This is a genomic window from Caulobacter sp. SLTY, assembly GCF_009905535.1.
In the GTDB taxonomy this organism is placed as follows: domain Bacteria; phylum Pseudomonadota; class Alphaproteobacteria; order Caulobacterales; family Caulobacteraceae; genus Caulobacter.
In genome coordinates this window covers 90,775-114,108 of record NZ_JAAALA010000008.1, presented here as the reverse complement: position 1 = coordinate 114,108, position 23,334 = coordinate 90,775, and the positions used below count along the sequence as shown (strand labels likewise).

Here is a 23,334-nt window from a genome sequence, read left to right as displayed (position 1 = left end):
GGTCAGAACAGTTCCAGATCATTGCCTGTTTCACGGGCCGCCGGGCGCCGTCCGGCGCCGAAGTCGTCGAACAGTTCGATGTCCTCCTGCGCCGCCCGGCGCTCGCGGGGACGGCTCTCGGCGGCGAAGGCAGTGGCGTCGCCGACCAGCTTCTGCTGACGCACCCGGCCGCTGACCGGCCAGAACTGGATGCGGCGGGCGTGATCCCCACGCAGACTGCCACCGCCATAGGCGATGCCTTCGTCCTGCAGGAAGCGCTCGGCGAACTCGGCGTTCTGAAGCCCGATGTCGGTCAGGCCCTTGAGCAGTCGGCCGCCGCCGAACAGCTTGGCCTCAAGCCGCTCACGCCGCGCGCCCCGCTGGAGCAGGCCGTTGACCAGCAGTTCCATCGCATAGGCGCCGTAGCGCAGGCCCTCCTGGCCGGCGCCTTCGCCGGGCAGGAGGAAGTGGTTCATGCCCCCGACGCCGGCCACCGGATCGCGCATGCAGGCGGCGACGCAGGACCCGAGAATGGTGGAGACGACCGCGCGCGGATCCTCGCTGACGAAATACTCGCCCTGAACGATATGATGTTTCTCGTCCGCGAGCATGTTCATCCGAGGGGACCGAAGACTTCGCTGATCTTCTGCTTCAGCGTCTGGGTGGTGAACGGCTTGACGAGGTAGTTGTTGACCCCGAACTGGCGCGCGCGGGCCACCAGGTCGATGTCGGCCCGGCCGGTCAGCATGATGAAAGCAGTGTTCTTCAGCGGCGCGTAGGAGCGCACGGCCCGCAGCAGGCCAAGGCCGTCCAGCTTCGGCATGTTGTAGTCGCTGATCACCAGATTGGCCGGACTGGAGACAAGGCTGCGCAAGCCGGCCTCGCCATCGGGCGCCTCGCGGATTTCGGTGATGCCGATCTGATTCAAGGCGGCGCGGACCAGGGCCCGCATGGTCATCTGATCATCGACGATGAGGGTGGAAATGGAAGCGGGAGCAGGCATCTAATTGACCCTCGACAGGGATTCACAGGCGTCCAGGATAAGCCCCCCGATTGCATCCAACGGGGCCTCGCGTTCGACGGCGCCGAGGCCGTAGGCGGCGCGGGGCATGCCGTAGACGACGCAGCTGGCCTCGTCCTGGCCGAAGGTTCGGGCGCCGGCCTGGCGCATGGCCAGCAGCCCGTCGGCGCCGTCCTTGCCCATGCCGGTCAGGATGGCGCCGACGGCCGGGCGGCCGGTCGCGGCGACGGAATGGAACAGGACGTCCACTGAGGGGCGGTGGCCGCTGACAGGATCTTCGGCGACCAGCTGACAGGTCAGGTGGCGATGGCCGGCGACCTTCAGGTGCCGTTCGCCGCCGGGGGCCAGGTAGACCATCCCTTCGGACAGCGGGGCGCCGTCATGGGCCTCCTGCACCTTCGGGGCGCAGATGCGGTCCAGGCGGGCGGCGAAGCTGGTGGTGAAGTTGGCCGGCATATGTTGGGTGATCACCGTCGGCGGGCAGTTGGCCGGGAAGGCGCTCAGCACGGTGATCAGGGCCTCGACCCCGCCGGTTGAGGCGCCCAGCGCCACCAGCATGCCCTCGCCGCCGCGGAAGTCGCGGCGGGTGGCGGTCGGCTGGCGGTCGCCCGTGGTGCGGACGCGGGCGCGGGCGGCGGCCTTGACCTTCTCCGCCAGCCGGTCGAAGCCGTCGCCGGCATGGGCGCCAACCGGCTTGCCGACACAGTCGACGGCGCCGATCTCCAGCGCCTCCAGGGTGATCTCGGCGCCGCGCTGGGTGAGGGTGGAGACCATCACCACCGGCATGGGGCGCAGCCTCATCAGCCGCTCCAGGAAGTCGATGCCGTTCATGTTCGGCATCTCGACGTCCAGGGTAATGACATCCGGGTCGAGGGCCTTGATGGCCGCGCGCGCCTCCAACGGATCGCCGGCCGAGCCGACCACCTCGATCTCCGGATCCCGGCGCAGGCTGGCGGAGATCAGCCCCCGCATGGTGGCGGAATCATCGACGACGAGGACGCGCACCCGGCTCATGCCACACCGTTCGCAAGGCGGTAGGCGGTCAGGCCGGCGGTGACGAACTGGCGATCGTTGACCCGTTCCGAATGGCCCACGTAGAGGCGGCCATCGCTGTTGAGGAGCGGCGCGTAGCGCGCCCACAGCCGCTCCTGGGTCTCTTCCTCGAAGTAGATCGCCACGTTGCGGCAGAAGATGGCGTCGAACCGACCCTTCATCGGCCATTGGGCCATCAGGTTCAGCTCGCGGAAGGCGACCAGCTGGCGCACTTGGTCAGACACGGCGACCTCGTCCTGGCCATGGCGGACCAGGAAGCGGTCGCGCATCGCCGGGGGCACGGACTCGGCGTTCTTGGCGGGATAGACGCCGTTGCGGCCCTTCTGGACGATGATCGGGTCGATGTCGGTGGCCAGGATGCGGACGTCATGCTTGGCCGCGTCCGGAAAGGCCGCAAGCACGGCCATGGCGATGGAGTAGGGCTCTTCGCCAGACGAACAGCCGGCCGACCAGATGCGCAGGCGCCCGCCCGCCTTGACCCGGTCGATCCAACCGCCGCGCAACTGCTGACCCAGGTCGATGAAGTGGTGCATCTCGCGGAAGAAGTGGGTGACGTTGGTGGTCAGCGCCGACAGCATGGTCTGGCGCTCCTGGGCGCCCTCGTCGCTGCTGACCAGGTCACAGTAGTCGCGGAAGTTCTCGAGCCCCAGCGCGCGCAGGCGCTTGGCCAGCCGGGAATAGACCAGGCTGGTCTTCCCGGGCGACAGGTGGATGCCGGAGTCCTCGTGCAGGATGGCCGCGATGCGGCGGAAGTCCTGGTCGCTCAGGTGCGCCGGCGCGTCGAGGCGGGCGCGACCGGCCGGGCTGGCGGGAACCTGGATGGCGGCTGCGCCCGTCATGCGGCTTCAGCTTCCAGTTCGGGCAGGATGCGGTCCAGGGCAACCAGGCTGATCATCCGACCGTCGATGGCCAGGATGCCGCGCACGAAGCTGCGGACGGTGTCGCAGGCGACGTCGGGCGTGGGCTGGATGGAGTCGTTGGTCACCGTCAGGATGTCCGACACCGCATCGACCAGCAGGCCCACGAGCCTGGCGCCGATATGCGTCACGATGATCACATGGCGGGCGGAGGGCTCGACGGGGTCACGGCCCAGGCGGCAGTTGAAGTCGATGATCGGCAGCACCGCCCCGCGCAGATTGATCACTCCGCAGACGTAGGGCGGGCTCTGGGGCAGGGTGGTGGAGGGGGTCCAGCCGCGGATCTCGCGGACGGCCATGATGTCCACGCAGTATTCCTGGTCCCCGGCCCGGAAGGAGACCAGTTCGCGTCGCGGTTCGCTGGCGTTGGTGACGGCTTCGATCATGGTTCAGCTCGCGAGGGCCAGAGTGGAAACGGGGTTGGCGGCCTTGCCGCGCATGGCGATTACGGCATCGACGTCGAGGATCAGGGCGACCCGGCCGTCGCCCAGGATGGTCGCGGCGGCGATGCCGGCGACCTGCTGGTAGTTGGCTTCCAGGCTCTTGATGACCACCTGGCGCTGGCCCTGGATGGCGTCGACCAGCAGGGCGGCGCGGCCGCCTCCCTCGTTCTCGACCAGCAGGCAGACGCCCTCGCAGGGGTCGGGCGCCTCGGTGCGCCAGCCGAGGACGGCGCCGATGTCGATCAGCGGCACATAGGCGTCGCGCACCGCGATGACGCGGCTGGTGGGGCCCAGGGTGCGGACGTCGGCGGCCTTGGGTTGCAGGGTCTCGATGATGGCGGTCAGCGGGGTGACCAGGGTCTGTTCGCCGACGCTGACCACCATGCCATCGAGCACCGCCAGGGTCAGCGGCAGGCTCATGGTGAAGGTCGAGCCCTTGCCGGGCGTCGAGCTGATCGAGATGCGGCCGCCCAGCGCCTGGATCGACCGGCGGACCACGTCCATCCCGACCCCGCGGCCGGAGATGTTGGACACGGTCGCCGCCGTGGAGAAGCCAGGCAGGAAGATCAGGTTGTCGACTTCGTCGTCGGTCAGCGCCGCTTCCGGGTCGATCAGGCCCTTGTCAATGGCGATCTGGCGCACGCGGGAGCGGTTGATGCCGGCGCCGTCGTCCGACACCTCAATGACGATGCGGCCCGACCGGTGCAGGGCGGCCAGCTTGACCACGCCCTCTTCCGGCTTGCCGGCCTCCAGGCGCTTGGCCGTGGATTCCAGTCCGTGGTCGATGGCGTTGCGGATCATATGGGTGATCGGGTCGCTGAGCCGCTCGATGACGGTCTTGTCGACTTCGGTGCCCTCGCCTTCAGTGACCAAGCGGACCTGCTTGCCGGTGCTGGCGGCGATCTCGCGGACCAGGCGCGGGATGCGCTGGAACACGGACTTCACCGGCTGGGCCCGGATGGCCATGACACTGTCCTGGATCTCGCGCGTCAGCTGTTCCAGCTCGTCGAGGCCGACCGAGACGTTGGAGGAGCGGGCGATGCCGGACTCGGCCACCCGCTGGGTCAGCATGGCCTGGTTGATCACCAGCTCGCCGACCAGGTTGATCAGCCGGTCGACCCGCTCCAGGTCGACGCGGATGGTGGCCTGGGCGGTGGAGGCGCCGCTGGCGTCGGCCGTGGCCTGGGCGGCCGGCGAGGCGGCGAGCGGCGAGGCGGCGACGGGGGGCGGGGAGACATTCACCGGAATGGCCGGCACCACCTCGTCGATTACCGCCTGGATCTCGTCCTCCGGGGTGGGCGGAACGGGGGCACGGGCCTCGGCCAGGAGGGCCTCAAGGTCGAGCGGCGCCTCGATCGCCACGGCAGGGGGCGTGTCGAGCGGCTCGATGCTGAGGACGCAATCGCCCTCGACGAATTCGAAGGCCTCGGCGACCTGGTCGCGGGCGACGTCGGCGGCCAGTTCGACCGTCCAGCTGAGGTAGGCGCCTTCGGCGTCGAGCGCGGTGAGGTTCGGAACGCCGGCGGCGTCGAGGCTGGTCAGGCAGGGGCCGAGACGCTCCAGCTCACGCAGGAGCGGGGTGACGTCGTTGGCCTTGGCGTACATGTCCGCCGCAGGGGTCAGCTGGATGCGCCAGCCTCTGCCGGCGGGGGGCGCCGGGGGCTCGTCCAGGATGACGCGCATCGGCGTGAAGCCCAGCTCATCGGCGATGGGCTCGTCGATCGCCGACGCGGCCTCTGCGACGAACGCGGGCAGCGGCGTGAAATCCAGTCCGGGGATGTCGCTCTCCGGCTCCGCGTCGGCCCCGGTGGGGGTATGGCCAAGAGCGGCCAGTTCCTGAGCGATGACTTCAGCCCGCGCCAGGTCGGCCGCGCCGTCACCCTGGGCGGCGGTAACTAGGTCGGCCAGCATGTCGGAGGCTCGCAGCATCACCTTGATGACGTGGTCGTCGGCATCCAGGCGGCCGGCGCGGGTATCGTCCAGGGTGGTCTCAAACACATGGGCGAACTGGACCAGATCCTCCATGCCGAAGGCGCCGGCCCCGCCCTTCACCGAATGCACGGCGCGGAACACCGCGTTGATGGTGTCTTCGTCGGCCTCGCCGGCCTCCAACGCCATCAGCCCGGCCTCCAGGTCGGCCAGCAGCTCCTGGCATTCCTGGAAGAAGGTGATCTTGATCTGTTCGAGCGGATCCACGGGGGCCTCGAGGCTTTGGGTTAGGCGGCGACGCGGCGGATGGCTTCAACCAGCTTGGCGGGGCTGAACGGCTTTACGATCCAGCCCGTGGCCCCGGCCTGGCGGGCGCGGTCCTTCTTGCTGGGGTCGCTCTCGGTGGTCAGCACCAGGATCGGCACACCGCGGTGGCGGTTGTCGCGCCGCACGCCCTCGATGAAGCCGAAGCCGTCCATGCGGGGCATGTTGATGTCGGTGATGATCACCTGCGGGCTGCTCTGGTCGAGCACTTCCAGGCCATGGACGCCGTCGACGGCCTGAACGACGTCGAAGCCGGCGTCCTTCAGGGCGAGCATCAGCATGTCGCGCATGGTTCGGGAGTCATCGACCGTCAGGACGGTGAGGCTCATGAGTTGAACTCCGGCAGCTGGGCCGCGCCGGTAAGGCGCAGCATCTCGATGAGTGAGGGGGAAGGTTGGTTAAGGCTGAGTGTGTGGCCGTCGGCGGCCCAGGTCCGCTGGGCGGAAATCAGCACCTGCAGCCCCAGGCCCCCGATGCGCTGGACCGCGTCGCCCTCGACGATCAGGTCCTCGCCGCGCAGGGCCAGAAGATCGGTGCGCAGGGCGCCGACCGAGGCGGGATCGATGACGGGGGGGAGGGTGTAGCTACGGGCGCTCATGGTCAGAACTCCTCCCAGCTGTCGTCCACCGGGGCGGCGCGAACCTGTTGGGTGGTCTTGAGGGCAGGGGCGGAATAGCGGTTGCGGAAGCTGTTGGCTGCGGTCGGCGCCGGCGTGGCGACGATCGGGGCGGCGACGGGAGCCGCCCTCGCCACCGGAGCAGCGCCGCTGGTGCGGAAGCGGGCGACCAGGCGGACCAGCTCCAGCGCTTCCTGGGACAGGGCGTGGCTGGCGGCGGTGGACTGCTCGACCATGGCCGCGTTCTGCTGGGTGGCCTGGTCCATCTGGTTGACCGCGATGTTGACCTGGGAGAGGCCGGTGGCCTGTTCCTGGGTCGAGGCGGTGATCTCGGAGACCAGACCGGTGATCTCGGCCACCCGCTCGACGATGCGGCGCAGGGCCTCGCCGGTCTGGCCGACCAGCTGCACACCCTGGCCGACCTGCTGGCTGGACGCGGTGATCAGGGCTTTGATCTCCTTGGCCGCCTCGGCGGAGCGCTGGGCCAGGGCCCGCACTTCCTGGGCGACGACCGCGAAGCCCTTGCCGGCGTCGCCGGCGCGGGCCGCCTCCACCCCTGCGTTGAGGGCCAGAAGGTTGGTCTGGAAGGCGATTTCGTCGATCACGCCGATGATCTGGCTGATCTGGTCGGCGGAGCGCTCGATCTCGCCCATGGCGGCGACGGCATTGGAGACGACCACGCCGCTCTGCTCGGCGTCGGCCTTGGCGCCGGTGACCACGCTGTTGGCCTGTTGCGCGCCCTCGGCGGTCTTCTTCACCGTGGCGGTGATCTCTTCCAGGGCGGCGGCGGTCTCTTCAAGAGTCGCGGCCTGCTGTTCGGTGCGGCGGGACAGGTCGTCGGCGGCCTGGCTGATCTCGCCGACGCCGGACTGCATGGCCGTGGCGTTGGCGGTGATCACGCTCATCGCCTCTTCCAGCCGGCCCATGGCCAGGTTGAAGTCGTCCTTCAGGCGGCGGTATTCGCCGGGGAAGTCGGCGTGGATGCGGTGGCTGAGGTCGCCTTCGGAGAGGGCGGAGAGGGCGACGCCGGTCTCCTCGACAACGGCCGCCAGTTCGGCGGCGGCGCGGGCGCGGTCGGCCTCGGTGCGTTCGCGGGACAGTCGCGCGTCGCCTTCCATGCGGTCCTTGTCCGCGGAGGCGGTCTTCAGGGCCACGGCATTGTCTTTGAACACCTGAACCGCGCGGCTCATGGCGCCGATCTCGTCGCCCCGACGAGCGGAGGCGATATCGACCGACAGATCACCCACCGCCAACCGTTCCATGACCGAGGTCAGGCCGCGAACCGGCCGGCTGATGGTCCGCGCCAGCAACAGGCCGGCGAAGGCTGCCAGGGCGGCGGCCAACAGGACCCCGACAATGGCCAGGGCGACGGTCAGGCCGATCAGATCGGCGAACTCCTTGCGCTCGGCGGCGATGCGGCCGTCGGTGGCCTTGGTCAGGACGTCCAGATTGTTCTCGGCCTTCTCCATCAGGCCGTCGGCCTCGCCATCCCGGCCGACCAGGGCGATAGCGTCGGCGACCCCGCCAGACTGAATCATGCCGTCGACGCGCTGGACGACGCCGGTGTGCCAGCCGTCGGCGGCCTGGGCGGTGTCGGCGATACGCTGCAGCTGAGCGGCGTCGCCGCCGGCATTGCTCTCGATGACCGTCAGCTGCTTCTTGAAGTTCGCCCGGTGGGCGTTCAGCCGTTCAAGGTAGTAGGCGTCCTGGCTCAGGATGTAGCCACGCAGGCTGTTTTCCTGGCGGGCGAGGTAGAACTCGGCCCGGCGCAGAGCGATGTCCTCGTTCCAGGCGCCCTCAAGGCTCTTGTTGAGGACGCTGATGTTGTTGACCTGGTAGACGGTGAAGGCGCCGGTCGCGGCGACGATCGCCACCACACCGGTGAACGCCGCACCGACTTTTCGGGCGATGGTCCAGTCCGCGAGGCTCATGGGTCCCCCTCCTTAGAAGCTGTAGGTGAGGGCGGCGACGAGGCGGCCTTCGTACCGCTCGCCGAGCGAATGCGCATCGGTGTCGTACCAGCGCAGGTCGCCGCCGAAGGCCTTGGTGAACTTGTGGCGGTAGCCGATATTCCAGGCGTCGTAGTCCGCGCCGCCCTCGATGCGGCGCACCGCATAGGCTGCGGTGATCTGCCCGGCTTCGCCTGCTTTCAGGCCGCCCTGGGCCTCGACCCACCAGGCCTCGTCGCCGTAGCCGTAGGTGTCAGGCGAGTAGTTAACGCGGAGGCGGGCGCTGAAAATCTTCCCGAACTTGCGGGAGGCGTCGCCTTGCAGTTCGAAGTAGCCACTGTCGACGCCGTTGGTTTCGCCGAGCATTTCCCGGTACATCAACTGGCTGTCGAACTCGAACCCGCCGGCCTCGGCTTCGAAGCCGGTAGCCAGGATCAACTCGGCGTCGGCGCCGCGGCTGGACGCGGCCTGGGAGATGAAGGCGTCCGCATAGAGGCCGCTGTCGGCGGTGTAGCGCACCGAACCCAACAGCGCCGGTTCCTCGTCGCTCTTGCCCAGCCCCTTGCCCAGGTATTGGCTGGCCAGGCCGACCTTGCCGGAAAATTCGCCCGCGACCGAGGGAGATGCGGTGACGCAGCCGGCTGCCAGCACGACTGCGAGATAGCGGTAATTCATGTTTCTAATCGGCCCCAGGTTGAGCCTTGACCTAGACGCCGGTTTGGCTTGCCGCTTAGTTAACTGACGGTGGCGTCAGACGCCGCTTGGGCCGATTTTGGCCCCCTGCGACAATTGGCACAGCCCAGCGTGAGTTGTGTCAAATCTAGAACCGAACCGCGAAGGAGGCCGAAACAGTGTTGCCGTCCTCCCCGGGCGCGTCGATCTCGCGATACCAGCGCAGGGAGATTGTGGCGGGCTTGCCGACCACCGAGGTGTCATAGCCGACGATGGGACCGACCGCGTTGCCCTGCCACTTCATCGGCCCCAGGCGCGGGCCTCGGCCGGCCTTGTCGCCGACCGTGCGCGCCGTGTAGCCGACCGCCCCGACCCGGAAATCTCCGACCCGCCGCACCACCGCGCCTTCGGCCTCGAACAGGCCGGGGGTCTGGAAGTCGATGGCGTTGGCGCGGGTTTCCTCCACGAAGCGGGTGCTGGCCGACAGATCCCATTCAGATCGCTTGTCTGGCGCCTTGATGCGGATCGAAGGGGGCTCGTCGGCGGCCGCCCAGCCGTCCTGGGCGCCAGGGTCGCGCAGACGCGGTTCCAGCCGCCCGTCGATCGGTCGCTGGCGCAGGCTGTCGAGCGAAGGATCGCTTAGTTGCTGCGCCGCCGCCGGCATGGCTGCGGTGGCCGAGACGACAAGCAGGGCGGGAACGAACAGCCTCATGTCCGAAGAACGACGCGAGCCGCTGACCGGTTGCAGCGCCGTAACGAGGATGGAAGGGAATCTTCGAGGCCGCTATCTGCGTGCCTGTTTTGCAAGGCGAGAGGCAGCCCAATGACCCTGACCATGTACGGCATCAAAAACTGCGATACGGTCGCCAAAGCCCGCAAATGGCTGGAGGCGCAGGGGATCGGCTACGACTTCCATGACTACAAGGCGCAGGGGGTGACGGCGGCGAAGCTGAAGGCCTGGGCCGGTCAGGTCGGCTGGAAGGTGCTGCTCAACAAGGCCGGGACCACCTTTCGGGCGCTGCCCGACTCCGACAAGCGGGATATCGATGAGGCCAAGGCGATCGCCCTGATGGCGGCCAGCCCCTCAATGATCAAGCGCCCGGTGGTCGAGGGGGCCGGGCCCCTTCTGGTCGGGTTCAAGCCGGAGCAATACGCCGCTGCTCTGGGCAAGTGACGACGCCGCGCCGGCTGTGCTAGCCATGGCTGGCCGAAGGGGAGGGCGCGCGATGCGGGTTCGGGATCTGGTTCTGGTCGGGGCGCTGTCCCTGTTGGCCGTCGCCTGCGAGAAGGCCGCGCCGCCGCAGCCGGCCAGCCTGGAGGAGGGCAACCGCTGCTTCGGAGAGGGTGACTGGAACTGCGCCGGGGCGAACTACAACGGCTATCTGAAGACCTATCCGAACGACCCGACAGTGAACGCCCGGCTGGCCATCGCCCGCACCCGCGCCGGCCACCACAAGGAATCCATCCACTTCTATCAGAAGGCCGAGGAACTGGGTGTGGTGACCTACGACCTCTACGCCAACTATGCGGTCAGCCTGGACGCGATCGGCGACCTTGACGGGGCGATCCGGGCCAACCTCAAGGCGCTGGAGATCGTGCCGAGGCTGGTCGACGTGCGTGGCAGCCTGGCCAACCAGCTGGTCCGCAAGGGCCAGACCAAGGACGCCATCGAACTGCTCGAGGAATTCGACGCCTACCTCAAGCGCGAGGGCGAGGCCCCCTACTTCACCGCCCAGATCGCCTCCATCAAGGAGAAGGCGGGGGAGAAGCGGCCGGAGACCTATTCGCGGCCGGTGAACAAGGGCGGGCCCGCCGATCGCGTCGGATAGCGGGAAAAAAGTTTCGAGCCCCTGCATCCGGGGACGTCTTCGGTGGCGACTACCTCTCGAAACCGCGCGATGATCGCCGCGGGCTGGAGGGCAAGACCTTGGAAGACCTGTTCCGATCCTACTGGTGGTTGCTGTTTCCCATCGGCTACTTCATCTACGCGGCGTTCGATCAGTACATGCGCTATCGGCGCCACCGCGACACCCTGGACCTGATCAAGACCTACGCAGATCAAGGCCGCGATCCGCCGCCGGAATTGATGGCCAGGCTTAAGAGCCGGTCGCTCGATCCCGACGACTCCGGCGAGGAGGACGAGGATTACGGCGAGGACCGCCGCGCCGCCCGCCGGCGCTACCGGTCCTATCGCCGCCGCGAGGGGCGCTGGTACCAGGTGGTGCTGTTCGGGGTGATGGCGGCCGGGTTCGGCTTTGCCGCCGCCACCGACATCTACGGGGCCGGCGAGGCCTTCGTGATCGTCACCTTCGTCATGGGCGCCCTGTGCCTGGCGTCCCTGGTCACCGCGTTGACGAGCCGGCGTGACTGATGGACGCCGCTCTGGTGAGGGCGGCCCGAGAGGGATCTCAGGCCGCCTTCGCGAGACTGGTCGCGCTGCACGGACCAGCCCTGCGCGGCTTTCTGCGCCGGGCGCACGGTTGGGCGGAGGCCGACGACATCGCCCAGGAGGCGCTGGTTACCGCCTGGTCCAGCCTGGACCGGTTGCGGGACGACGCCAGGTTCCGGTCCTGGCTGTTCGGCATCGCCTGGCGAAAGGCCCAGACCGCGGGCCGATCGGCAGTGCGGTCGGCCCGGCGGGACGGGGAATGGGTGGCGGAAGCGGCGCCGGCCGAAGGGATCGGGGCCGAGGACCGGCTGTCTCTGGAGGCGGCCTTGGCTGGGCTGGCGCCGGACCAGCGGGCGGCGGTGACCCTGTGCCTGGGGGAGGGCTGGACCCATGAGGAGGCGGCCAGCACCCTGGGCCTGCCGCTCGGCACGGTGAAGTCGCATGTGGCGCGCGGACGCGATAGACTGCTGGCCAGCCTGGGAGAGAGCGCATGAGCCCCGACGACCGGATCGCCGCCTTCCTCACCGCCGCCCGCCCGGCGGTCGAGCCGGCCTTCGACGCGGCCGTGATGCAGCGGGTGGCCCGCCAAGCATTCGTGCGCTCGCTGATGACCCTGGGCGGCTTCGCCCTGGTCGGCGCCCTGGCCCTGTGGGCGGCCGCCCCGGTGCTGGCCACCGCGCTGGAGCCGGCGGCGCAGAGCCTGGGGACGGGGGTTGCGGTCCTGGCGGTGACATTCAGCCTGCTGGCCCTCGGCGAAAGAATTTTCCGCCCTGCCTGAGGGTTACGGAGATTTCATGCGTCCGGCCGCATCCGTTCGGGGGCCCCGGCGCCTCTCATGGTCATAGGGCGCACGCAATCGCGCGGCGCCGACCGGCCCAAAGAAGAGAGACTGACATCATGGAAATCCTCATCCCTCTGGCGTTCTTCGCGATGATCGCGGCGATCGTCCTCGTTCCCGGCTGGCTGAAGAGCCGTGAGCGCAGCGAGATGCAATCGACCCTCCGCGCGGCCATCGACCGCGGCCAGGACGTTCCGCAGGAAATCATCGACGCGATGACCAAGAACGTTAAGACCGCCCCGACCGCGTTGAGCGATATCCGCGCCGGCATCATCTGGATCGCTATCGGCCTCGGGATTGGGGTGATGGGCTATCTGATCAGCTATGAGGCCGACGGCGCTCTCCATCCGATGCTGGGCATTGGCGCCATCCCGGTGATCATCGGCCTGGCCTACGTCGTCCTCAGCTTCTTCAACCCCAACAAGGGCAACCGGTCTTAAGCCGGTCGCAGGGGGAGTTTTCACCATGGCCCAGTCAAGGGCTGTAACAGGACTGCACGATGTCGAGCTCGCCGCCCTCGCGGCGGCGGGCGACCGGGCGGCCTTCGGGGAACTGGTGCGTCGGCACGGCTCGGCCGTCCGCGGCCTGCTCCGCCGGATGGGCGCCCAGCCCTCGACGGCCGACGACATCGCCCAGGACGCCTTCCTGACCGCCTTCGAGCGGATCGCGGAATTCCGGGGCGAAGGCACCTTCGCCGCCTGGGTGAAGCGGATCGCCGCCCGGCTCTATGTGCGCAAGTGGCGCAAGGACAGCCGGATGACCGACGAGGTCGAGCAGGACGACGAGGGCCACGGCGGCGAGGTTTCGACCGTCAGCCGTATCGATCTGGACGAGGCCATGAAGAGCCTGTCCGAACAGGAGCGTTTGTGTGTGTCGCTTTGCTACGGCGCCGGCCTATCTCACGCCGAGGCGGCGGAAACCATCGGAGCCCCCTTGGGGACGGTGAAGTCTCATGTCAAACGTGGTTTGGATAAGCTCCGGCTCCGACTTGCGCCTGCTGAAGGCGCGGGGCGCGATGCGGAAAGGCAAGGTCATGTCTGATCTCGAGTTCGAAACGCGACTGGACCGGCTGTTTGCCGAGCCGCCGCACTTCAAGGACGCCGAGCTCTTCGCCCGTCAGGTGGAGGCCCGGCTTGAGCGGGGCTGGTCGCTGCGTCGCGTCATGATCGGCGGGGCCGGCCTGGTCGCCGGTCTGGTCGGGGTCGGGCAGATGATGGGCGCTGGACTGTTTCTGCAGGCGGCCGGCAGCGAGGTGACCGCGCAGACTCAGGCCATGAGCAAGGCCTTCGGCGAGGTGATGAACGTCGGCGGCGCCCTGGGCGCTCTGCCGGTCAGTCCGGAAGTGCTGTGGATGACGGCGGCCCTGGGTGTTATGGCCGTCGGCTTCGCGATTACCCGGGCCACCCAGGAGTTCTAGTTGTCCTCGCATCGTAACGACGCGGTCCGGCGCCTGGCGGCGCCGGACATCGCCGCCCGCAAGGGCGGCGAGCCCATTGTCTGCCTGACCGCCTACACCGCGCCGGTGGCCGAGGTGCTGGATGCGCACTGCGACCTGCTGCTGGTCGGCGACAGTGTCGGGATGGTGGTCCATGGCCTGCCCAACACCGTGGGCGTGACCATGGAGATGATGATCCTGCACGGCCAGGCGGTGATGCGGGGGGCGCGGCGGGCGATGGTGGTCGTCGACATGCCGTTCGGCAGCTACGAGGGCAGCCGCGAGGAGGCCTACGCCAACGCCGCGCGGATCATGAAGGAGACCGGCGCCCAGGCGGTGAAGGTCGAGAGCGGCCCGACGGTGCCGGAGACCATCCACTACATGGTCCAGCGGGGCATCCCGGTGATGGGCCATGTGGGGCTGCGTCCCCAGGCGGTTCTGGTCGACGGCGGCTTCAAGGCCAAGGGCCGTGACGAGGACGGCCGGGCGAAGATCCTGCAAGAGGCGAGGGCGACCGCCGACGCCGGCGCCTTCGCCGTGGTGGTCGAAGGAGTGGCTGAGGGGCTGGCGCGGGACATCACCGCAGCCATCGCGCCGCCGACCATCGGGATTGGCGCGAGCGCCGGGTGCGACGGCCAGATCCTGGTCACTGACGACATGCTGGGGCTGTTCGACTGGACGCCGAAGTTCGTGCGCCGGTACGCCGACCTGCGCGGCGAGATCGGCGAGGCGGCGGCGAAATACGCCGCAGACGTGAAGGCGCGGACGTTCCCGGGCGAGGCGGAGACGTACTTCTCGAAAAAGGGGTGAGGCGCGAACTGTGGACTGTCGGGGACAGGTACTCCGTTCGGCAGTCATCGCGCCTTGAAGCCCTGGGGCGCGGAGAACCAGTCCCCAGGCCGGCGCCGGGGACTGGTTCTCCGCATCTCCATCGCTAGCAGGTTCGCGCCGCTGTTTCCCGGAGTACCTGTCCCCGACACGCCACCGTCGCACGCGATCGCTTTCCGGGGATGGGAAGGGCTTTATCCCGTCCCCAACGCACACTAGACAGATCGCCTTCCCCACCCCGGCCAACAGACCCATGCACGACATCCGAGCCATCCGCGACAATCCCGCCGCCTTCGACGCCGGCTGGAGCGCGCGTGGGATGTCCGCCCAGACGCCGGAGATCCTGGCGCTGGACGAGCGGGCGCGGGCGGCGACCACGGCGTTGCAGGCGGCGCAGAGCCGGCGGAATGAGGCGTCCAAGCTGATCGGCCAGGCCAAGGCCAAGAAGGACGAGGCCGGAGCGGCCCAGCTGATGGCCGAGGTCGAGAGCCTGAAGGCCGAGATGGCGGCGCAAGGAGAGATAGAGGCCCAGGTCGGAGGTGAGTTGCGCGACCTGCTGGCCCGGCTGCCCAACATTCCCGACGCCATCGTGCCGGCCGGAGAGGACGAGACGGGCAATGTCGAGCAGCGGCGACATGGGGAGCCGGTGCGGCTTAACCAGGCGCGGGACCACGTCGACCTGGGCGCGGCGCTGGGCGGCATGGACTTCGAGGCGGCGGCGCGGATGAGCGGGTCGCGGTTCGTGGTGCTGAAATCGGGCATCGCCCGGCTGGAACGGGCGCTGGGCCAGTTCATGCTTGACGTCCAGACGACTGAGAACGGCTACACCGAGGTCAGCCCGCCGGTGATGGTGCGCGACCATGCCCTGTTCGGCACCGGTCAGCTGCCCAAGTTCGAGGAAGACCTGTTCCGCACCAACGACGGGCTCTACCTGATCCCGACGGCCGAGGTGTCACTGACAAACCTGGTCCGCGAGCAGATCGTCGCCGAGGAGGAACTGCCGCTCCGCCTCACCGCCCTGACCCAGTGTTTCCGCTCGGAGGCCGGCGCCAGTGGGCGGGATACGCGGGGGATGATCCGGCAGCATCAGTTCCAGAAGGTCGAACTGGTTTCGATCACCACGCCGGAAGAGTCTGAGAACGAGCACCAGCGGATGGTCGAGTGCGCCGAGGGCATTTTGAAAAAGCTCGGCCTTTCGTTCCGGACTATGCTGCTGTGCACCGGCGACATGGGGTTCACGGCGAGGAAGACCTATGACCTGGAGGTCTGGCTGCCGTCGCAGAACACCTATCGTGAGATTTCCAGCTGCTCCAACTGCGGGGACTTCCAGGCCCGGCGGATGGACGCCCGAACCAAGAAGGCCGGGGAGAAGGGCACGCGGTTCGTCCACACCCTGAACGGATCGGGCCTGGCGGTGGGCCGTACCCTGGTGGCCGTGATGGAGAACTACCAGGACGAGGCCGGCCGGATCGCCATCCCCGAGGTGCTGCAGCCCTATATGGGCGGCCTCAAGCATATCGAGGCGGCATGAGAATTCTCCTCACCAATGATGACGGCATCCATGCCGAGGGGCTCGTCGCACTAGAGAACATCGCCCGCGCCCTGACGGACGACGTCTGGGTTGTGGCGCCGGAGTATGAGCAGTCGGGGGCCAGCCGGGCGCTGACCCTGGCCGATCCGCTGCGGGTGCGCAAAGTGGGCGAGCGGAAGTGGGCGGTGACCGGTACACCGACAGATTGCGTGATGTTGGGCATCCGCAACCTGGTCGAGGGGGCGCCGCCGGACCTGGTGCTGTCGGGGGTCAACCGGGGCCAGAACATCGCCGAGGACGTGACCATGTCAGGCACGGTGGCCGGGGCCATCGAGGGGATGGCGCTGGGCATCCCCTCGATCGCGCTGTCGCAATCGATGCTGGCCTTCCATGGCGAGGTGAAGGCCTATTGGGAGACCGCCGAGGCCTACGGCCCGGGGATCGTGAAACGTCTGCTGGAAATCGGCTGGCCCAAGGACGTGATCATGAACGTCAACTTCCCCTCGCGGCCGCCGGAAGAGGTGACCGCGGTGGAGGTGACCCGCCAGGGCTTCCGCGACATGCACATCCGCCAGGCCGAGCGGCGCACCGACCTGCGCGGCCGGGACTACTATTGGATGGGTTTCTCCGGCCAGCTCTCCAACCCGCCGGAGGGCACCGACCTGCGCGCGACCTACGAAGGCCGCATTTCGGTTACCCCGCTGCACATCGACCTGACCCACAACGAGACCGTCCACGCCCTCAAGGGGCTACTGGGCGGGGCGCCGCCGAAAGCCTGATGTCCAAGACGCCGTCCGAACACGAGGGAGAGGATCGCGCCAGGCTGATCCTGGCGCTGCGCGAGCAGGGCGTCACCGACCTGAAGGTGCTGGGCGCGATCGAGAAGACGCCGCGCGAGCTGTTCACCCCCGACCTGTTCAAGGACCGGTCATGGGAGGACTCAGCCCTGCCGATCGCCTGCGGGCAGACGATCAGCCAGCCCTACATCGTCGGATTGATGAGCCAGGCCCTGACCCTGGACCGCCGCTCGCGCGTCCTGGAGATCGGCACCGGCAGCGGCTACCAGGCCGCGATCCTCAGCCGGCTGTCGCGGCTGGTCTACACCGTCGAGCGCTACCGCACCCTGATGAAGGATGCGGAGGACCGGTTCAGGAAACTGGAACTCACCAACATAATCACCAAGTTCGGCGACGGCGGGGAAGGCTGGGCCGAGCAGGCGCCTTTTGACCGCATTATGGTCACGGCGGCGGCGCCGGAAGAACCGACAAGACTGCTTGCGCAACTGAAACCGGACGGGGTTCTGGTGGCGCCGGTGGGCAAGGGGCCGGTTCAGCAACTGATCCGCTATGCGGGAGACGGGGCGGGCGGCTTTCTGAAGGAAACCCTGTGCGACGTGCGCTTCGTCCCCCTGCTGGACGGCGTCGCCCGGGAGCTCTGAAATCTCCGGCGTCTTCGTGTGCTTAACGCGAGCTTAACGCGCATCACCGCAGGTGTGTGCGGCTAAACCGATTGGAAACGGCGATGCCCCAAGTCCTTACCCGCGCCCTCCTCATTGCCGCCTCGACCGCGGTGCTTGCCGCCTGCGCCACCGCGCCGACGCCCCGCTATCCGGTGGTCGAGGGAGCCCCGCGCGGGGAGGGTCTGCAGCCCGTCGAGATGCCGCGTCCGGCCTATCCGACCCGCCGCGAGGGCGACGCCCAGCCGGGCCCTGACCTGTATGACAACTCAGAGGCTGATCCCGCCCCCGAGGCCGCCCCGTCGGAAGGGGTAGAGGTCGCTTCCCTGGCGCCCGTCGGGGCGCCTGGCCGGATCGAGGTGGCCCAGATCCAGCCGCCGCGCCAGGAGGAAAGCGCTCCGCCTGAGCCTGAATACCTGCCCCCGCCGCCCCCGCGCACCGAGACCCGCACGGTGACCAGCGTCAGCGGCAAGGTAGTCGACGTCGGCGGCAAGCCCAAGACCCACACCGTGAAGTCCGGCCAGGGCCTGGACGCGGTGGCCCGCGAACTCGGCACCACCCGCAAGCAGCTGGCCGCCGATAACAATCTGAAAGAGCCCTACCTTCTGAAGCCCGGCCAGGTGCTGAAGGGCCCGGCCAGCAAGGGCAAGGCCTATGTGGTCAGCAGCGGCGACACCCTCTACGCCATTGCCCGCCGGTTCGGCGTCTCGGCCAAGGCCCTTGCCGAAGAGAACGACATCGACGTCGATGACCCGATCCGCCTGGGCCAGAAGCTGCGCCTGCCGCAGGGCTACAAGGACAGCGGTCCGGTCAAGAAGACGGTGACCGTGACGGTGCAGGATCCGGCTCCGGTCCGGCCCGCCCCGCGCCCGACACCCCCGGTCTACACCCCCCCGCCGGAAAGCCGCCCGGCGCCGCCGCCGGTGGTCACCACGCCTTCGCCCGAGACTCGCCCCGCGCCGCCCGTGAGCCGCCCGCCGGAGACCAGGCCCACGACCCCGCCGGTCACGAAGCCGCAGCCGCAGCCGCAGCCGCGTCCGCCGGAGACCAGGCCGGCCACGCCGCCAGCGACCCGGCCCGTCACCCCGCCGCTGGCCAAGCCGCCGACCAACACCCCGGTCACGCCGCCGCCGGCCACCCGTCCGCCGCCGCTGCAGGACGACCGTCCGCCGACCTACACCGATGGCGACTACACCCGGATGGCGGCCGGCCGGTTCGATTGGCCGGTTCGGGGCTCCGTACTGTCCGGCTACGGCCCCAAGGGCGTCAGCAGCCGCAATGACGGCGTCGATATTGGCGCCGCGGCCGGCACGCCGGTGCGCGCCGCGGCCGACGGTGTGGTGGTCTATTCGGGCGGCGATGTGCCCACCTTCGGCGTCACGGTGCTGATCCAGCACGCCGACGGCTGGGTCACCGTCTATGGGCACCTGCAACGAGCCGACGTGAAGATGCAGCAGCGGGTCACCAAGGGCCAGCAGATCGGCCTGGTCGGCCAGTCCGGCGACGCCCCGCGCCCGCAGCTCCACTTCGAGGTTCGCCACTCGCCTTCGCCGCGCTTCAAGGCGAAGGCCATCGATCCGCAACTGGTCCTGCCGCGGTAGAGCTCTGCATCCTCCCCCGCCAGCGGGGGAGGGCACGGGTTACGGAAGCGCCTTTTCCAACTCACCCGCCAGATCGCGGATGAACTGCCACGCTACCCGCCCGGATCGCGAGCCGCGCATCTGGGCCCATTGCAGGGCGCGGCGGTCCAGGTCCTTCGCCGCCAGCCCGAACCGGTCGGCATAGGCTCGCACCGCGTCCAGATAGGCCGGCTGGTCCATCGGAGGGAAGCCAACCCACAGGCCGAAGCGGTCGGAGACGCTGACCTCCTCCTCGGCGTCCTCGGCGGCGGCGATCATGCCTCGGCCTTCGGCATGGTCGCGGGGCATCAGGTGGCGACGGTTGGACGTGGCCACGAACAGCACGTTCTCCGGCGGGCCGGCGACCCCGCCCTCCAGGGCCGACTTCAGCGCCTTGGCCGCCGCCGCCCCGTCCTCGAACGACAGGTCGTCGCACAGCACAACGAACCGCTCAGCCCGGCCGCGCAGCAGGTCGAACAGGGCGGGTAGGGCGGTGACCTCGTCACGATCGACCTCGACCAGCTTCAGATCCGGATGGTCCGGAACGGCGGCCATGAAGGCAGCCTTGGCCAGGCTGCTCTTGCCCGTGCCCCGAACGCCCCACAGCAGGGCGTGGTTCGTGGGCAGGCCGCGCGCGAACCGGTCCAGGTTCTCGACGAATCGCGCCTTCTGCCGATCCACCCCGACTAGCAGGTCCAGCGGCAGCGGATAGTCCGGCGCCGGCAGGAAGGCGGCGCGGGCCGGGTCGTGGCGGAACAGCTTCGCCGCGCCGAAGTCCGGCTCGGCCGGGGCCGCCGGGGCCAGGCGTTCCAAGGCGTCGGCGATGCGGGAGAGGAGGGGAGTGAGGTCGCTCATCGGTCGCCGTTCTAGCGGCTTGTGACGACGAAAAGCCACAGGCTCCGGCCCATTCCGCCCCGCTCATTGCAAACCGCAGGGTCAAGCCCTAGTTTCCGCCGACCTGAAACAGGCGCGCCCGTGTGGCCGCGCCCACGAGCTATTGCCGGAGCCAGAGCGTGGACCCCAATCTTCTGAATATCCTTCCGATCCTGCTGCTGATCCCGCTCTTCTATTTCATGATCCTGCGGCCGCAGCAGAAGCGCGCCAAGGAGCATGCCAACATGGTCGCCAACATCAAGCGTGGCGACATGGTCGAGCTGAACAGCGGCCTGATCGGGAAGGTCGTGCGGGTCGAGGACCGTGAGGTCGGCGTCGAGATCGCTCAAGGCGTCACCGTCAAGGTCGTGAAGGCCATGATCGGAGTGGTCCGCGCCAAGGGCGAGCCCGCCCCCGCCAACGACGCCAAGAGCTGATCGCCCTTTTCGACTGATCGCCTCGGAGCGACCCAGACATGATGACTGTGTCCCGCTGGAAGATCATCGCCGTTGTTGCGGCGGTGCTTCTCAGCCTTTTGTTTGCCATGCCCAACGTGCTGTCGCAGAGCGCGCGCGACAGCCTGCCGGGGTTCCTGCCCAAGAAGGGCCTGAACCTGGGCCTGGACCTGCAGGGCGGCTCACAGCTGCTGCTGGAGGTGGAGACCTCGGCGCTGCGCAAGGAGCGGGTCACCAACCTCGTCGAGGACGTCCGGCGGCTGACCAACGAGGCCGGTATCCAGACCGCCAACATCGCGGTGGCCGGCGACGGGGTGTTGGTCACCCTGCCGGACGACAGCCGCGCCGGCGAGGTGCAGGGCATCATCAGCCGCCAGCTGATCTCGCCGACCAAGTCGGGCGCGGCTGACAAGATCGTCAGCCGCAATGGCGCCCAGGTGCGGGTCAACTTCACCGATGAAGCCATCCGCGAGGTCTCGACCAACGCCGTCGAGCAGTCGATCGGCATCATCGCCCGCCGGGTCGACGAGCTGGGCACCCGCGAGCCGCTGATCAACCGCCAGGGCGAGAACCGCATCGTCGTCCAGGCGGCCGGTGAGAGCGATCCGGAGAAGCTCAAGTCGCTGATCGGTCAGACGGCCAAGCTGACCTTCCAGATGGTCGACGAAAGCGTTTCCCTGCAGCAGGCCGAGGCCGAGGGCGTGCCCGCCGGCTCTGAAATCCTGGTCAGCACGGACCGCTACGCCCCGGCCTATGTGGTCAAGAAGCGGGCCGATGTGACCGGCGAGATGCTGACCGACGCGCGCCAGGACACCGACCCGCAGACCGGCCAGATCGTGGTCTCATTCCGGATGAACGGCGAGGGCGCCCGGCGCTTCGCCGCGGTGACCAGCGCCAACATCGGCAAGCCGTTCGCCATCATCCTGGACGGCAAGGTGATCTCGGCTCCGAACATCAACAGCGCCATCACTGGCGGCTCGGGCATCATCACCGGCAACTTCACCGTTCAGACCGCCAACGAGCTGGCAATCCTGCTGCGCGCCGGCGCCCTGCCGGCGCCGCTGAAGGTGGAGCAGCAGTCGACGGTCAGCGCCAGCCTCGGCGCCGAGGCGGTCGACGCGGGCCTGATCTCGACGATGATCGCCTTCGTCTCGGTGCTGGTGTTCATGGTGCTGGCCTATGGCCTGCTGTTCGGCGGCATTTCGGTCATCGCCCTGGTCGTCAACGGCATGATGATCGTGGCGGCTATGTCGATGACCCAGGCCACCCTGACCCTGCCGGGGATCGCCGGCCTGATCCTGACCCTGGCCGTGGCGGTCGACGCCAACGTGCTGATCTACGAGCGGATGCGGGATGAGATCAGGGCCGGGCGAACGCCGCTTGCGGCGGCGGACGCGGGCTTCTCCCGCGCCATGCTGACCATTTTCGACGCCAACATCACCCACCTGGGCGCTTCGCTCATCATGTTCAGCCTTGGGGCTGGGCCGGTTAAGGGTTTTGCCTGGACCCTGGCCATCGGGGTGTTCACCTCGGTGTTCAGCGCCGTTCTGGTAACCCAGGTGTTGCTCGCCTTCTGGTTCCGCGTCGCGCGGCCCAAGAAACTTCCGATTACGTGAGTGGCCCGATGATCCAGCAAGAAACCAAAGGCTTCTGGCCCCTCATCAAGCTGATCCCCATCAAGACGAATTTCCGTCTGATGCGGTTCGCGACCCCGCTGGCGATCATCTCGCTGGTTCTGTGCATCGGCTCGATCGGTGTCACCATCTTCCCGTTCAAGCCGCCCTGCGCGGGCCTCGCCTGCGGCGTCGACTTCACCGGCGGTACGGTGATGGAAGTCAGCACCGCGCCCAAGGCCATCGACACCGGCCGACTCGACGCGATCGTCTCCGCCCAGGGCGTCACCGACGTGACCGTCCAGGGGATTGGGGACGCGGTCATTGGCCAGACCGCCGCCACCATCCGCTTCAAGACCCCGGAAGGGGTCAATGGCGCCGAGAAGAACACCGAAATCCAGAACGTGCTGCGCCAGCAGTTGGGCCAGGTCGCCTTCACCCGCACGGAGGTGGTTGGTCCCAGCGTCTCCGGCGAGCTGTTCCAGAAGGGCCTGCTGGCCCTGGCGCTCGGCATCGGCATGATGATGACCTACATCTGGTTCCGGTTCGGTCGCTCGTTTGGGATCGGCGCGGCGCTGGCCCTGCTGCACGACGTGGTGCTGACCTTCGGCCTGTTCGCCCTGACCGACATGGAATTCACCCTGACGGCGGTGGCGGCGATCCTGACCATCATCGGCTACTCGGTGAACGACACCATCGTGGTGCTCGACCGGATCCGCGAGAACCTGCGCAAGTACAAGAAGATGCCGATGCAGGAGCTGCTCGACCTGTCGATCAACGAGACCTTCTCGCGGACCGTGATGACCGGCGTGACCGGCCTGATGGCGCTGACCGGCTTGGCGGTGTTCGGCGGCGAGGCGCTGTTCGGCTTCTCGGTGGCGATGATCTTCGGCATCGTGGTCGGCACCTTCTCCTCCTTCTTCATCGCCGCTCCCATGCTGATGTGGCTGGGCGTGGCGCGCGGTGACGAAGAGGCCGAGGTTCAGGTGCTCGGGCCGGCCTCGCGGGCCTGATGCGCCAGCCGCCCTCCATAGATGCCTGGGGCGGCGGCGGCTTCCGGGTGTCCGGCCTGTGGCGGCCGGGCTCTCTGCTGATCGTCGATGACCTGCCCCAGGACTGGCCGGTGGCCAGCCTGGCGGCCCTGACCCTCGACCATTTCGCCCCGGTGTTCGCCGCCGGTCCGGCCGTGGAGTTCGTGCTGCTGGGCACCGGCCTGACCCAGGCCCTGCCGTCCCGCGAGCTGCGAGAGGGCCTGCGCGCCAGGGGTTTGGGCCTCGAATTCATGTCCAGCGAGGCGGCTGCCCGCAGCTACAACGTGCTGGCCTCCGACGGCCGCCGGCTGGCCGCCGCCCTGATCGCCGTCTGACCCCGCGACATCTTTGCACCCTGCGCGA

At 68.4% G+C, this 23,334-nt stretch carries 29 protein-coding genes; 17 read left to right on the top strand and 12 right to left on the bottom strand.

Annotated elements, in window-relative coordinates:
* Positions 1-2: 2 nt before the first annotated feature.
* The 11 genes from GVN21_RS06765 to GVN21_RS06715 form a co-directional block, all read right to left on the bottom strand.
* Entirely contained in the window at positions 3-596 is a 594-nt protein-coding gene (locus GVN21_RS06765) for a chemotaxis protein CheD (RefSeq protein WP_166573956.1), read from the bottom strand.
* Positions 593-982: a response regulator gene (locus GVN21_RS06760; RefSeq protein WP_166573955.1), complete on the bottom strand. Its 390-nt coding sequence runs from the start codon at positions 980-982 to the stop codon at positions 593-595. The genes GVN21_RS06765 and GVN21_RS06760 overlap by 4 nt, the downstream gene beginning before the upstream one ends.
* On the bottom strand, positions 983-2,014 hold the full coding sequence (locus GVN21_RS06755; protein WP_166573954.1) for a chemotaxis response regulator protein-glutamate methylesterase: 1,032 nt from the start codon (positions 2,012-2,014) through the stop codon (positions 983-985).
* Positions 2,011-2,892, bottom strand: coding sequence for a protein-glutamate O-methyltransferase CheR (locus GVN21_RS06750; protein WP_166573953.1), 882 nt, complete (start codon positions 2,890-2,892; stop codon positions 2,011-2,013). The genes GVN21_RS06755 and GVN21_RS06750 overlap by 4 nt, the downstream gene beginning before the upstream one ends.
* A complete protein-coding gene (locus GVN21_RS06745; RefSeq protein WP_166573952.1) occupies positions 2,889-3,356 on the bottom strand; it encodes a chemotaxis protein CheW in 468 nt (155 codons plus the stop codon). The genes GVN21_RS06750 and GVN21_RS06745 overlap by 4 nt, the downstream gene beginning before the upstream one ends.
* Before the next feature lie 3 nt (positions 3,357-3,359).
* Positions 3,360-5,609 (bottom strand): chemotaxis protein CheA, encoded by a 2,250-nt coding sequence (locus tag GVN21_RS06740; RefSeq protein ID WP_166573951.1) that lies wholly within the window; start codon positions 5,607-5,609, stop codon positions 3,360-3,362.
* A 20-nt stretch (positions 5,610-5,629) separates the two neighbouring features.
* Positions 5,630-5,995: a response regulator gene (locus tag GVN21_RS06735; RefSeq protein WP_166573950.1), complete on the bottom strand. Its 366-nt coding sequence runs from the start codon at positions 5,993-5,995 to the stop codon at positions 5,630-5,632.
* Positions 5,992-6,264 carry an STAS domain-containing protein gene (locus GVN21_RS06730; RefSeq protein ID WP_166573949.1) on the bottom strand — a complete coding sequence of 91 codons (273 nt, stop codon included), beginning with the start codon at positions 6,262-6,264 and terminating at the stop codon, positions 5,992-5,994. The genes GVN21_RS06735 and GVN21_RS06730 overlap by 4 nt, the downstream gene beginning before the upstream one ends.
* A 2-nt stretch (positions 6,265-6,266) precedes the next feature.
* The gene (locus GVN21_RS06725; protein WP_166573948.1) at positions 6,267-8,213 is read right to left on the bottom strand and encodes a methyl-accepting chemotaxis protein; all 1,947 of its coding nucleotides are present in this window, start codon (positions 8,211-8,213) and stop codon (positions 6,267-6,269) included.
* A gap of 12 nt (positions 8,214-8,225) precedes the next feature.
* Positions 8,226-8,906 carry a TorF family putative porin gene (locus GVN21_RS06720; RefSeq protein WP_166573947.1) on the bottom strand — a complete coding sequence of 227 codons (681 nt, stop codon included), beginning with the start codon at positions 8,904-8,906 and terminating at the stop codon, positions 8,226-8,228.
* A gap of 145 nt (positions 8,907-9,051) precedes the next feature.
* Positions 9,052-9,615, bottom strand: a complete 564-nt coding sequence (locus GVN21_RS06715; RefSeq protein WP_166573946.1) for a transporter — start codon at positions 9,613-9,615, stop codon at positions 9,052-9,054.
* Positions 9,616-9,726: 111 nt separating this feature from the next.
* Between GVN21_RS06715 and GVN21_RS06710 the strand changes: the two genes are divergently transcribed.
* The 13 genes from GVN21_RS06710 (at position 9,727) to GVN21_RS06650 (ending at position 18,981) form a co-directional block, all read left to right on the top strand.
* Positions 9,727-10,077 (top strand): ArsC family reductase, encoded by a 351-nt coding sequence (locus GVN21_RS06710; RefSeq protein WP_166573945.1) that lies wholly within the window; start codon positions 9,727-9,729, stop codon positions 10,075-10,077.
* 52 nt (positions 10,078-10,129) lie between these two features.
* Positions 10,130-10,732, top strand: a complete 603-nt coding sequence (locus tag GVN21_RS06705) for a hypothetical protein (protein ID WP_166573944.1) — start codon at positions 10,130-10,132, stop codon at positions 10,730-10,732.
* Between the two features lie 98 nt (positions 10,733-10,830).
* Positions 10,831-11,274 carry a hypothetical protein gene (locus tag GVN21_RS06700; RefSeq protein ID WP_166573943.1) on the top strand — a complete coding sequence of 148 codons (444 nt, stop codon included), beginning with the start codon at positions 10,831-10,833 and terminating at the stop codon, positions 11,272-11,274.
* Entirely contained in the window at positions 11,274-11,786 is a 513-nt protein-coding gene (locus GVN21_RS06695) for an RNA polymerase sigma factor (protein WP_166573942.1), read from the top strand. Before GVN21_RS06700 ends, GVN21_RS06695 begins: the two co-directional genes overlap by 1 nt.
* Complete coding sequence (locus GVN21_RS06690; protein WP_166573941.1) at positions 11,783-12,070, top strand: hypothetical protein; 288 nt, start codon at positions 11,783-11,785, stop codon at positions 12,068-12,070. Before GVN21_RS06695 ends, GVN21_RS06690 begins: the two co-directional genes overlap by 4 nt.
* Positions 12,071-12,189: 119 nt before the next feature.
* The gene (locus GVN21_RS06685) at positions 12,190-12,570 is read left to right on the top strand and encodes a DUF6249 domain-containing protein (RefSeq protein ID WP_166573940.1); all 381 of its coding nucleotides are present in this window, start codon (positions 12,190-12,192) and stop codon (positions 12,568-12,570) included.
* 25 nt (positions 12,571-12,595) lie between these two features.
* Positions 12,596-13,171 carry an RNA polymerase sigma factor gene (locus GVN21_RS06680; RefSeq protein ID WP_166573939.1) on the top strand — a complete coding sequence of 192 codons (576 nt, stop codon included), beginning with the start codon at positions 12,596-12,598 and terminating at the stop codon, positions 13,169-13,171.
* Positions 13,164-13,547: a hypothetical protein gene (locus GVN21_RS06675; RefSeq protein ID WP_166573938.1), complete on the top strand. Its 384-nt coding sequence runs from the start codon at positions 13,164-13,166 to the stop codon at positions 13,545-13,547. The genes GVN21_RS06680 and GVN21_RS06675 overlap by 8 nt, the downstream gene beginning before the upstream one ends.
* Entirely contained in the window at positions 13,548-14,375 is an 828-nt protein-coding gene (panB, locus tag GVN21_RS06670; RefSeq protein WP_166573937.1) for a 3-methyl-2-oxobutanoate hydroxymethyltransferase, read from the top strand. It begins immediately after the preceding gene.
* 271 nt (positions 14,376-14,646) lie between these two features.
* Positions 14,647-15,924 carry a serine--tRNA ligase gene (serS, locus tag GVN21_RS06665; RefSeq protein ID WP_166573936.1) on the top strand — a complete coding sequence of 426 codons (1,278 nt, stop codon included), beginning with the start codon at positions 14,647-14,649 and terminating at the stop codon, positions 15,922-15,924.
* Positions 15,921-16,703 carry a 5'/3'-nucleotidase SurE gene (surE, locus tag GVN21_RS06660; protein WP_166573935.1) on the top strand — a complete coding sequence of 261 codons (783 nt, stop codon included), beginning with the start codon at positions 15,921-15,923 and terminating at the stop codon, positions 16,701-16,703. The genes serS and surE overlap by 4 nt, the downstream gene beginning before the upstream one ends.
* Positions 16,703-17,362, top strand: coding sequence for a protein-L-isoaspartate(D-aspartate) O-methyltransferase (locus tag GVN21_RS06655; protein ID WP_166573934.1), 660 nt, complete (start codon positions 16,703-16,705; stop codon positions 17,360-17,362). Before surE ends, GVN21_RS06655 begins: the two co-directional genes overlap by 1 nt.
* An 83-nt stretch (positions 17,363-17,445) precedes the next feature.
* Positions 17,446-18,981 (top strand): M23 family metallopeptidase, encoded by a 1,536-nt coding sequence (locus tag GVN21_RS06650; protein WP_166573933.1) that lies wholly within the window; start codon positions 17,446-17,448, stop codon positions 18,979-18,981.
* A gap of 39 nt (positions 18,982-19,020) precedes the next feature.
* Here the strand turns inward: GVN21_RS06650 and GVN21_RS06645 are convergent, their stop codons facing one another.
* Positions 19,021-19,854 (bottom strand): ATP-binding protein, encoded by an 834-nt coding sequence (locus GVN21_RS06645; protein ID WP_166573932.1) that lies wholly within the window; start codon positions 19,852-19,854, stop codon positions 19,021-19,023.
* Between the two features lie 158 nt (positions 19,855-20,012).
* On the opposite strand from GVN21_RS06645, the gene yajC reads away from it, so the two are divergent.
* The 4 genes from yajC to GVN21_RS06625 are packed head-to-tail and all read left to right on the top strand — an operon-like array spanning position 20,013 to position 23,306.
* Positions 20,013-20,309, top strand: coding sequence for a preprotein translocase subunit YajC (yajC, locus tag GVN21_RS06640; RefSeq protein WP_346764224.1), 297 nt, complete (start codon positions 20,013-20,015; stop codon positions 20,307-20,309).
* Positions 20,310-20,347: 38 nt separating this feature from the next.
* Complete coding sequence (secD, locus tag GVN21_RS06635) at positions 20,348-21,943, top strand: protein translocase subunit SecD (RefSeq protein WP_166573931.1); 1,596 nt, start codon at positions 20,348-20,350, stop codon at positions 21,941-21,943.
* Between the two features lie 8 nt (positions 21,944-21,951).
* Positions 21,952-22,953, top strand: coding sequence for a protein translocase subunit SecF (gene secF / locus GVN21_RS06630; RefSeq protein ID WP_166573930.1), 1,002 nt, complete (start codon positions 21,952-21,954; stop codon positions 22,951-22,953).
* The gene (locus tag GVN21_RS06625) at positions 22,953-23,306 is read left to right on the top strand and encodes an MTH938/NDUFAF3 family protein (protein WP_166573929.1); all 354 of its coding nucleotides are present in this window, start codon (positions 22,953-22,955) and stop codon (positions 23,304-23,306) included. The genes secF and GVN21_RS06625 overlap by 1 nt, the downstream gene beginning before the upstream one ends.
* Positions 23,307-23,334 lie beyond the last annotated feature (28 nt).

Excerpts from the sequence above, each read along its gene's own strand:
- secF (WP_166573930.1), top strand. The coding sequence starts at position 21,952 with ATGATCCAGCAAGAAACCAAAGGCTTCTGGCCCCTCATCAAGCTGATC.
- GVN21_RS06695 (WP_166573942.1), top strand. The coding sequence starts at position 11,274 with ATGGACGCCGCTCTGGTGAGGGCGGCCCGAGAGGGATCTCAGGCCGCC.
- GVN21_RS06710 (WP_166573945.1), top strand. The coding sequence starts at position 9,727 with ATGACCCTGACCATGTACGGCATCAAAAACTGCGATACGGTCGCCAAA.
- GVN21_RS06745 (WP_166573952.1), bottom strand. The coding sequence starts at position 3,356 with ATGATCGAAGCCGTCACCAACGCCAGCGAACCGCGACGCGAACTGGTC.
- surE (WP_166573935.1), top strand. The coding sequence starts at position 15,921 with ATGAGAATTCTCCTCACCAATGATGACGGCATCCATGCCGAGGGGCTC.
- secD (WP_166573931.1), top strand. The coding sequence starts at position 20,348 with ATGATGACTGTGTCCCGCTGGAAGATCATCGCCGTTGTTGCGGCGGTG.
- GVN21_RS06735 (WP_166573950.1), bottom strand. The coding sequence starts at position 5,995 with ATGAGCCTCACCGTCCTGACGGTCGATGACTCCCGAACCATGCGCGAC.
- GVN21_RS06720 (WP_166573947.1), bottom strand. The coding sequence starts at position 8,906 with ATGAATTACCGCTATCTCGCAGTCGTGCTGGCAGCCGGCTGCGTCACC.
- GVN21_RS06730 (WP_166573949.1), bottom strand. The coding sequence starts at position 6,264 with ATGAGCGCCCGTAGCTACACCCTCCCCCCCGTCATCGATCCCGCCTCG.
- serS (WP_166573936.1), top strand. The coding sequence starts at position 14,647 with ATGCACGACATCCGAGCCATCCGCGACAATCCCGCCGCCTTCGACGCC.
- GVN21_RS06645 (WP_166573932.1), bottom strand. The coding sequence starts at position 19,854 with ATGAGCGACCTCACTCCCCTCCTCTCCCGCATCGCCGACGCCTTGGAA.
- GVN21_RS06760 (WP_166573955.1), bottom strand. The coding sequence starts at position 982 with ATGCCTGCTCCCGCTTCCATTTCCACCCTCATCGTCGATGATCAGATG.
- GVN21_RS06750 (WP_166573953.1), bottom strand. The coding sequence starts at position 2,892 with ATGACGGGCGCAGCCGCCATCCAGGTTCCCGCCAGCCCGGCCGGTCGC.
- GVN21_RS06715 (WP_166573946.1), bottom strand. The coding sequence starts at position 9,615 with ATGAGGCTGTTCGTTCCCGCCCTGCTTGTCGTCTCGGCCACCGCAGCC.
- GVN21_RS06625 (WP_166573929.1), top strand. The coding sequence starts at position 22,953 with ATGCGCCAGCCGCCCTCCATAGATGCCTGGGGCGGCGGCGGCTTCCGG.
- GVN21_RS06690 (WP_166573941.1), top strand. The coding sequence starts at position 11,783 with ATGAGCCCCGACGACCGGATCGCCGCCTTCCTCACCGCCGCCCGCCCG.
- GVN21_RS06680 (WP_166573939.1), top strand. The coding sequence starts at position 12,596 with ATGGCCCAGTCAAGGGCTGTAACAGGACTGCACGATGTCGAGCTCGCC.
- GVN21_RS06685 (WP_166573940.1), top strand. The coding sequence starts at position 12,190 with ATGGAAATCCTCATCCCTCTGGCGTTCTTCGCGATGATCGCGGCGATC.
- GVN21_RS06675 (WP_166573938.1), top strand. The coding sequence starts at position 13,164 with ATGTCTGATCTCGAGTTCGAAACGCGACTGGACCGGCTGTTTGCCGAG.
- GVN21_RS06725 (WP_166573948.1), bottom strand. The coding sequence starts at position 8,213 with ATGAGCCTCGCGGACTGGACCATCGCCCGAAAAGTCGGTGCGGCGTTC.
- GVN21_RS06650 (WP_166573933.1), top strand. The coding sequence starts at position 17,446 with ATGCCCCAAGTCCTTACCCGCGCCCTCCTCATTGCCGCCTCGACCGCG.
- GVN21_RS06755 (WP_166573954.1), bottom strand. The coding sequence starts at position 2,014 with ATGAGCCGGGTGCGCGTCCTCGTCGTCGATGATTCCGCCACCATGCGG.
- GVN21_RS06765 (WP_166573956.1), bottom strand. The coding sequence starts at position 596 with ATGAACATGCTCGCGGACGAGAAACATCATATCGTTCAGGGCGAGTAT.
- GVN21_RS06655 (WP_166573934.1), top strand. The coding sequence starts at position 16,703 with ATGTCCAAGACGCCGTCCGAACACGAGGGAGAGGATCGCGCCAGGCTG.
- GVN21_RS06705 (WP_166573944.1), top strand. The coding sequence starts at position 10,130 with ATGCGGGTTCGGGATCTGGTTCTGGTCGGGGCGCTGTCCCTGTTGGCC.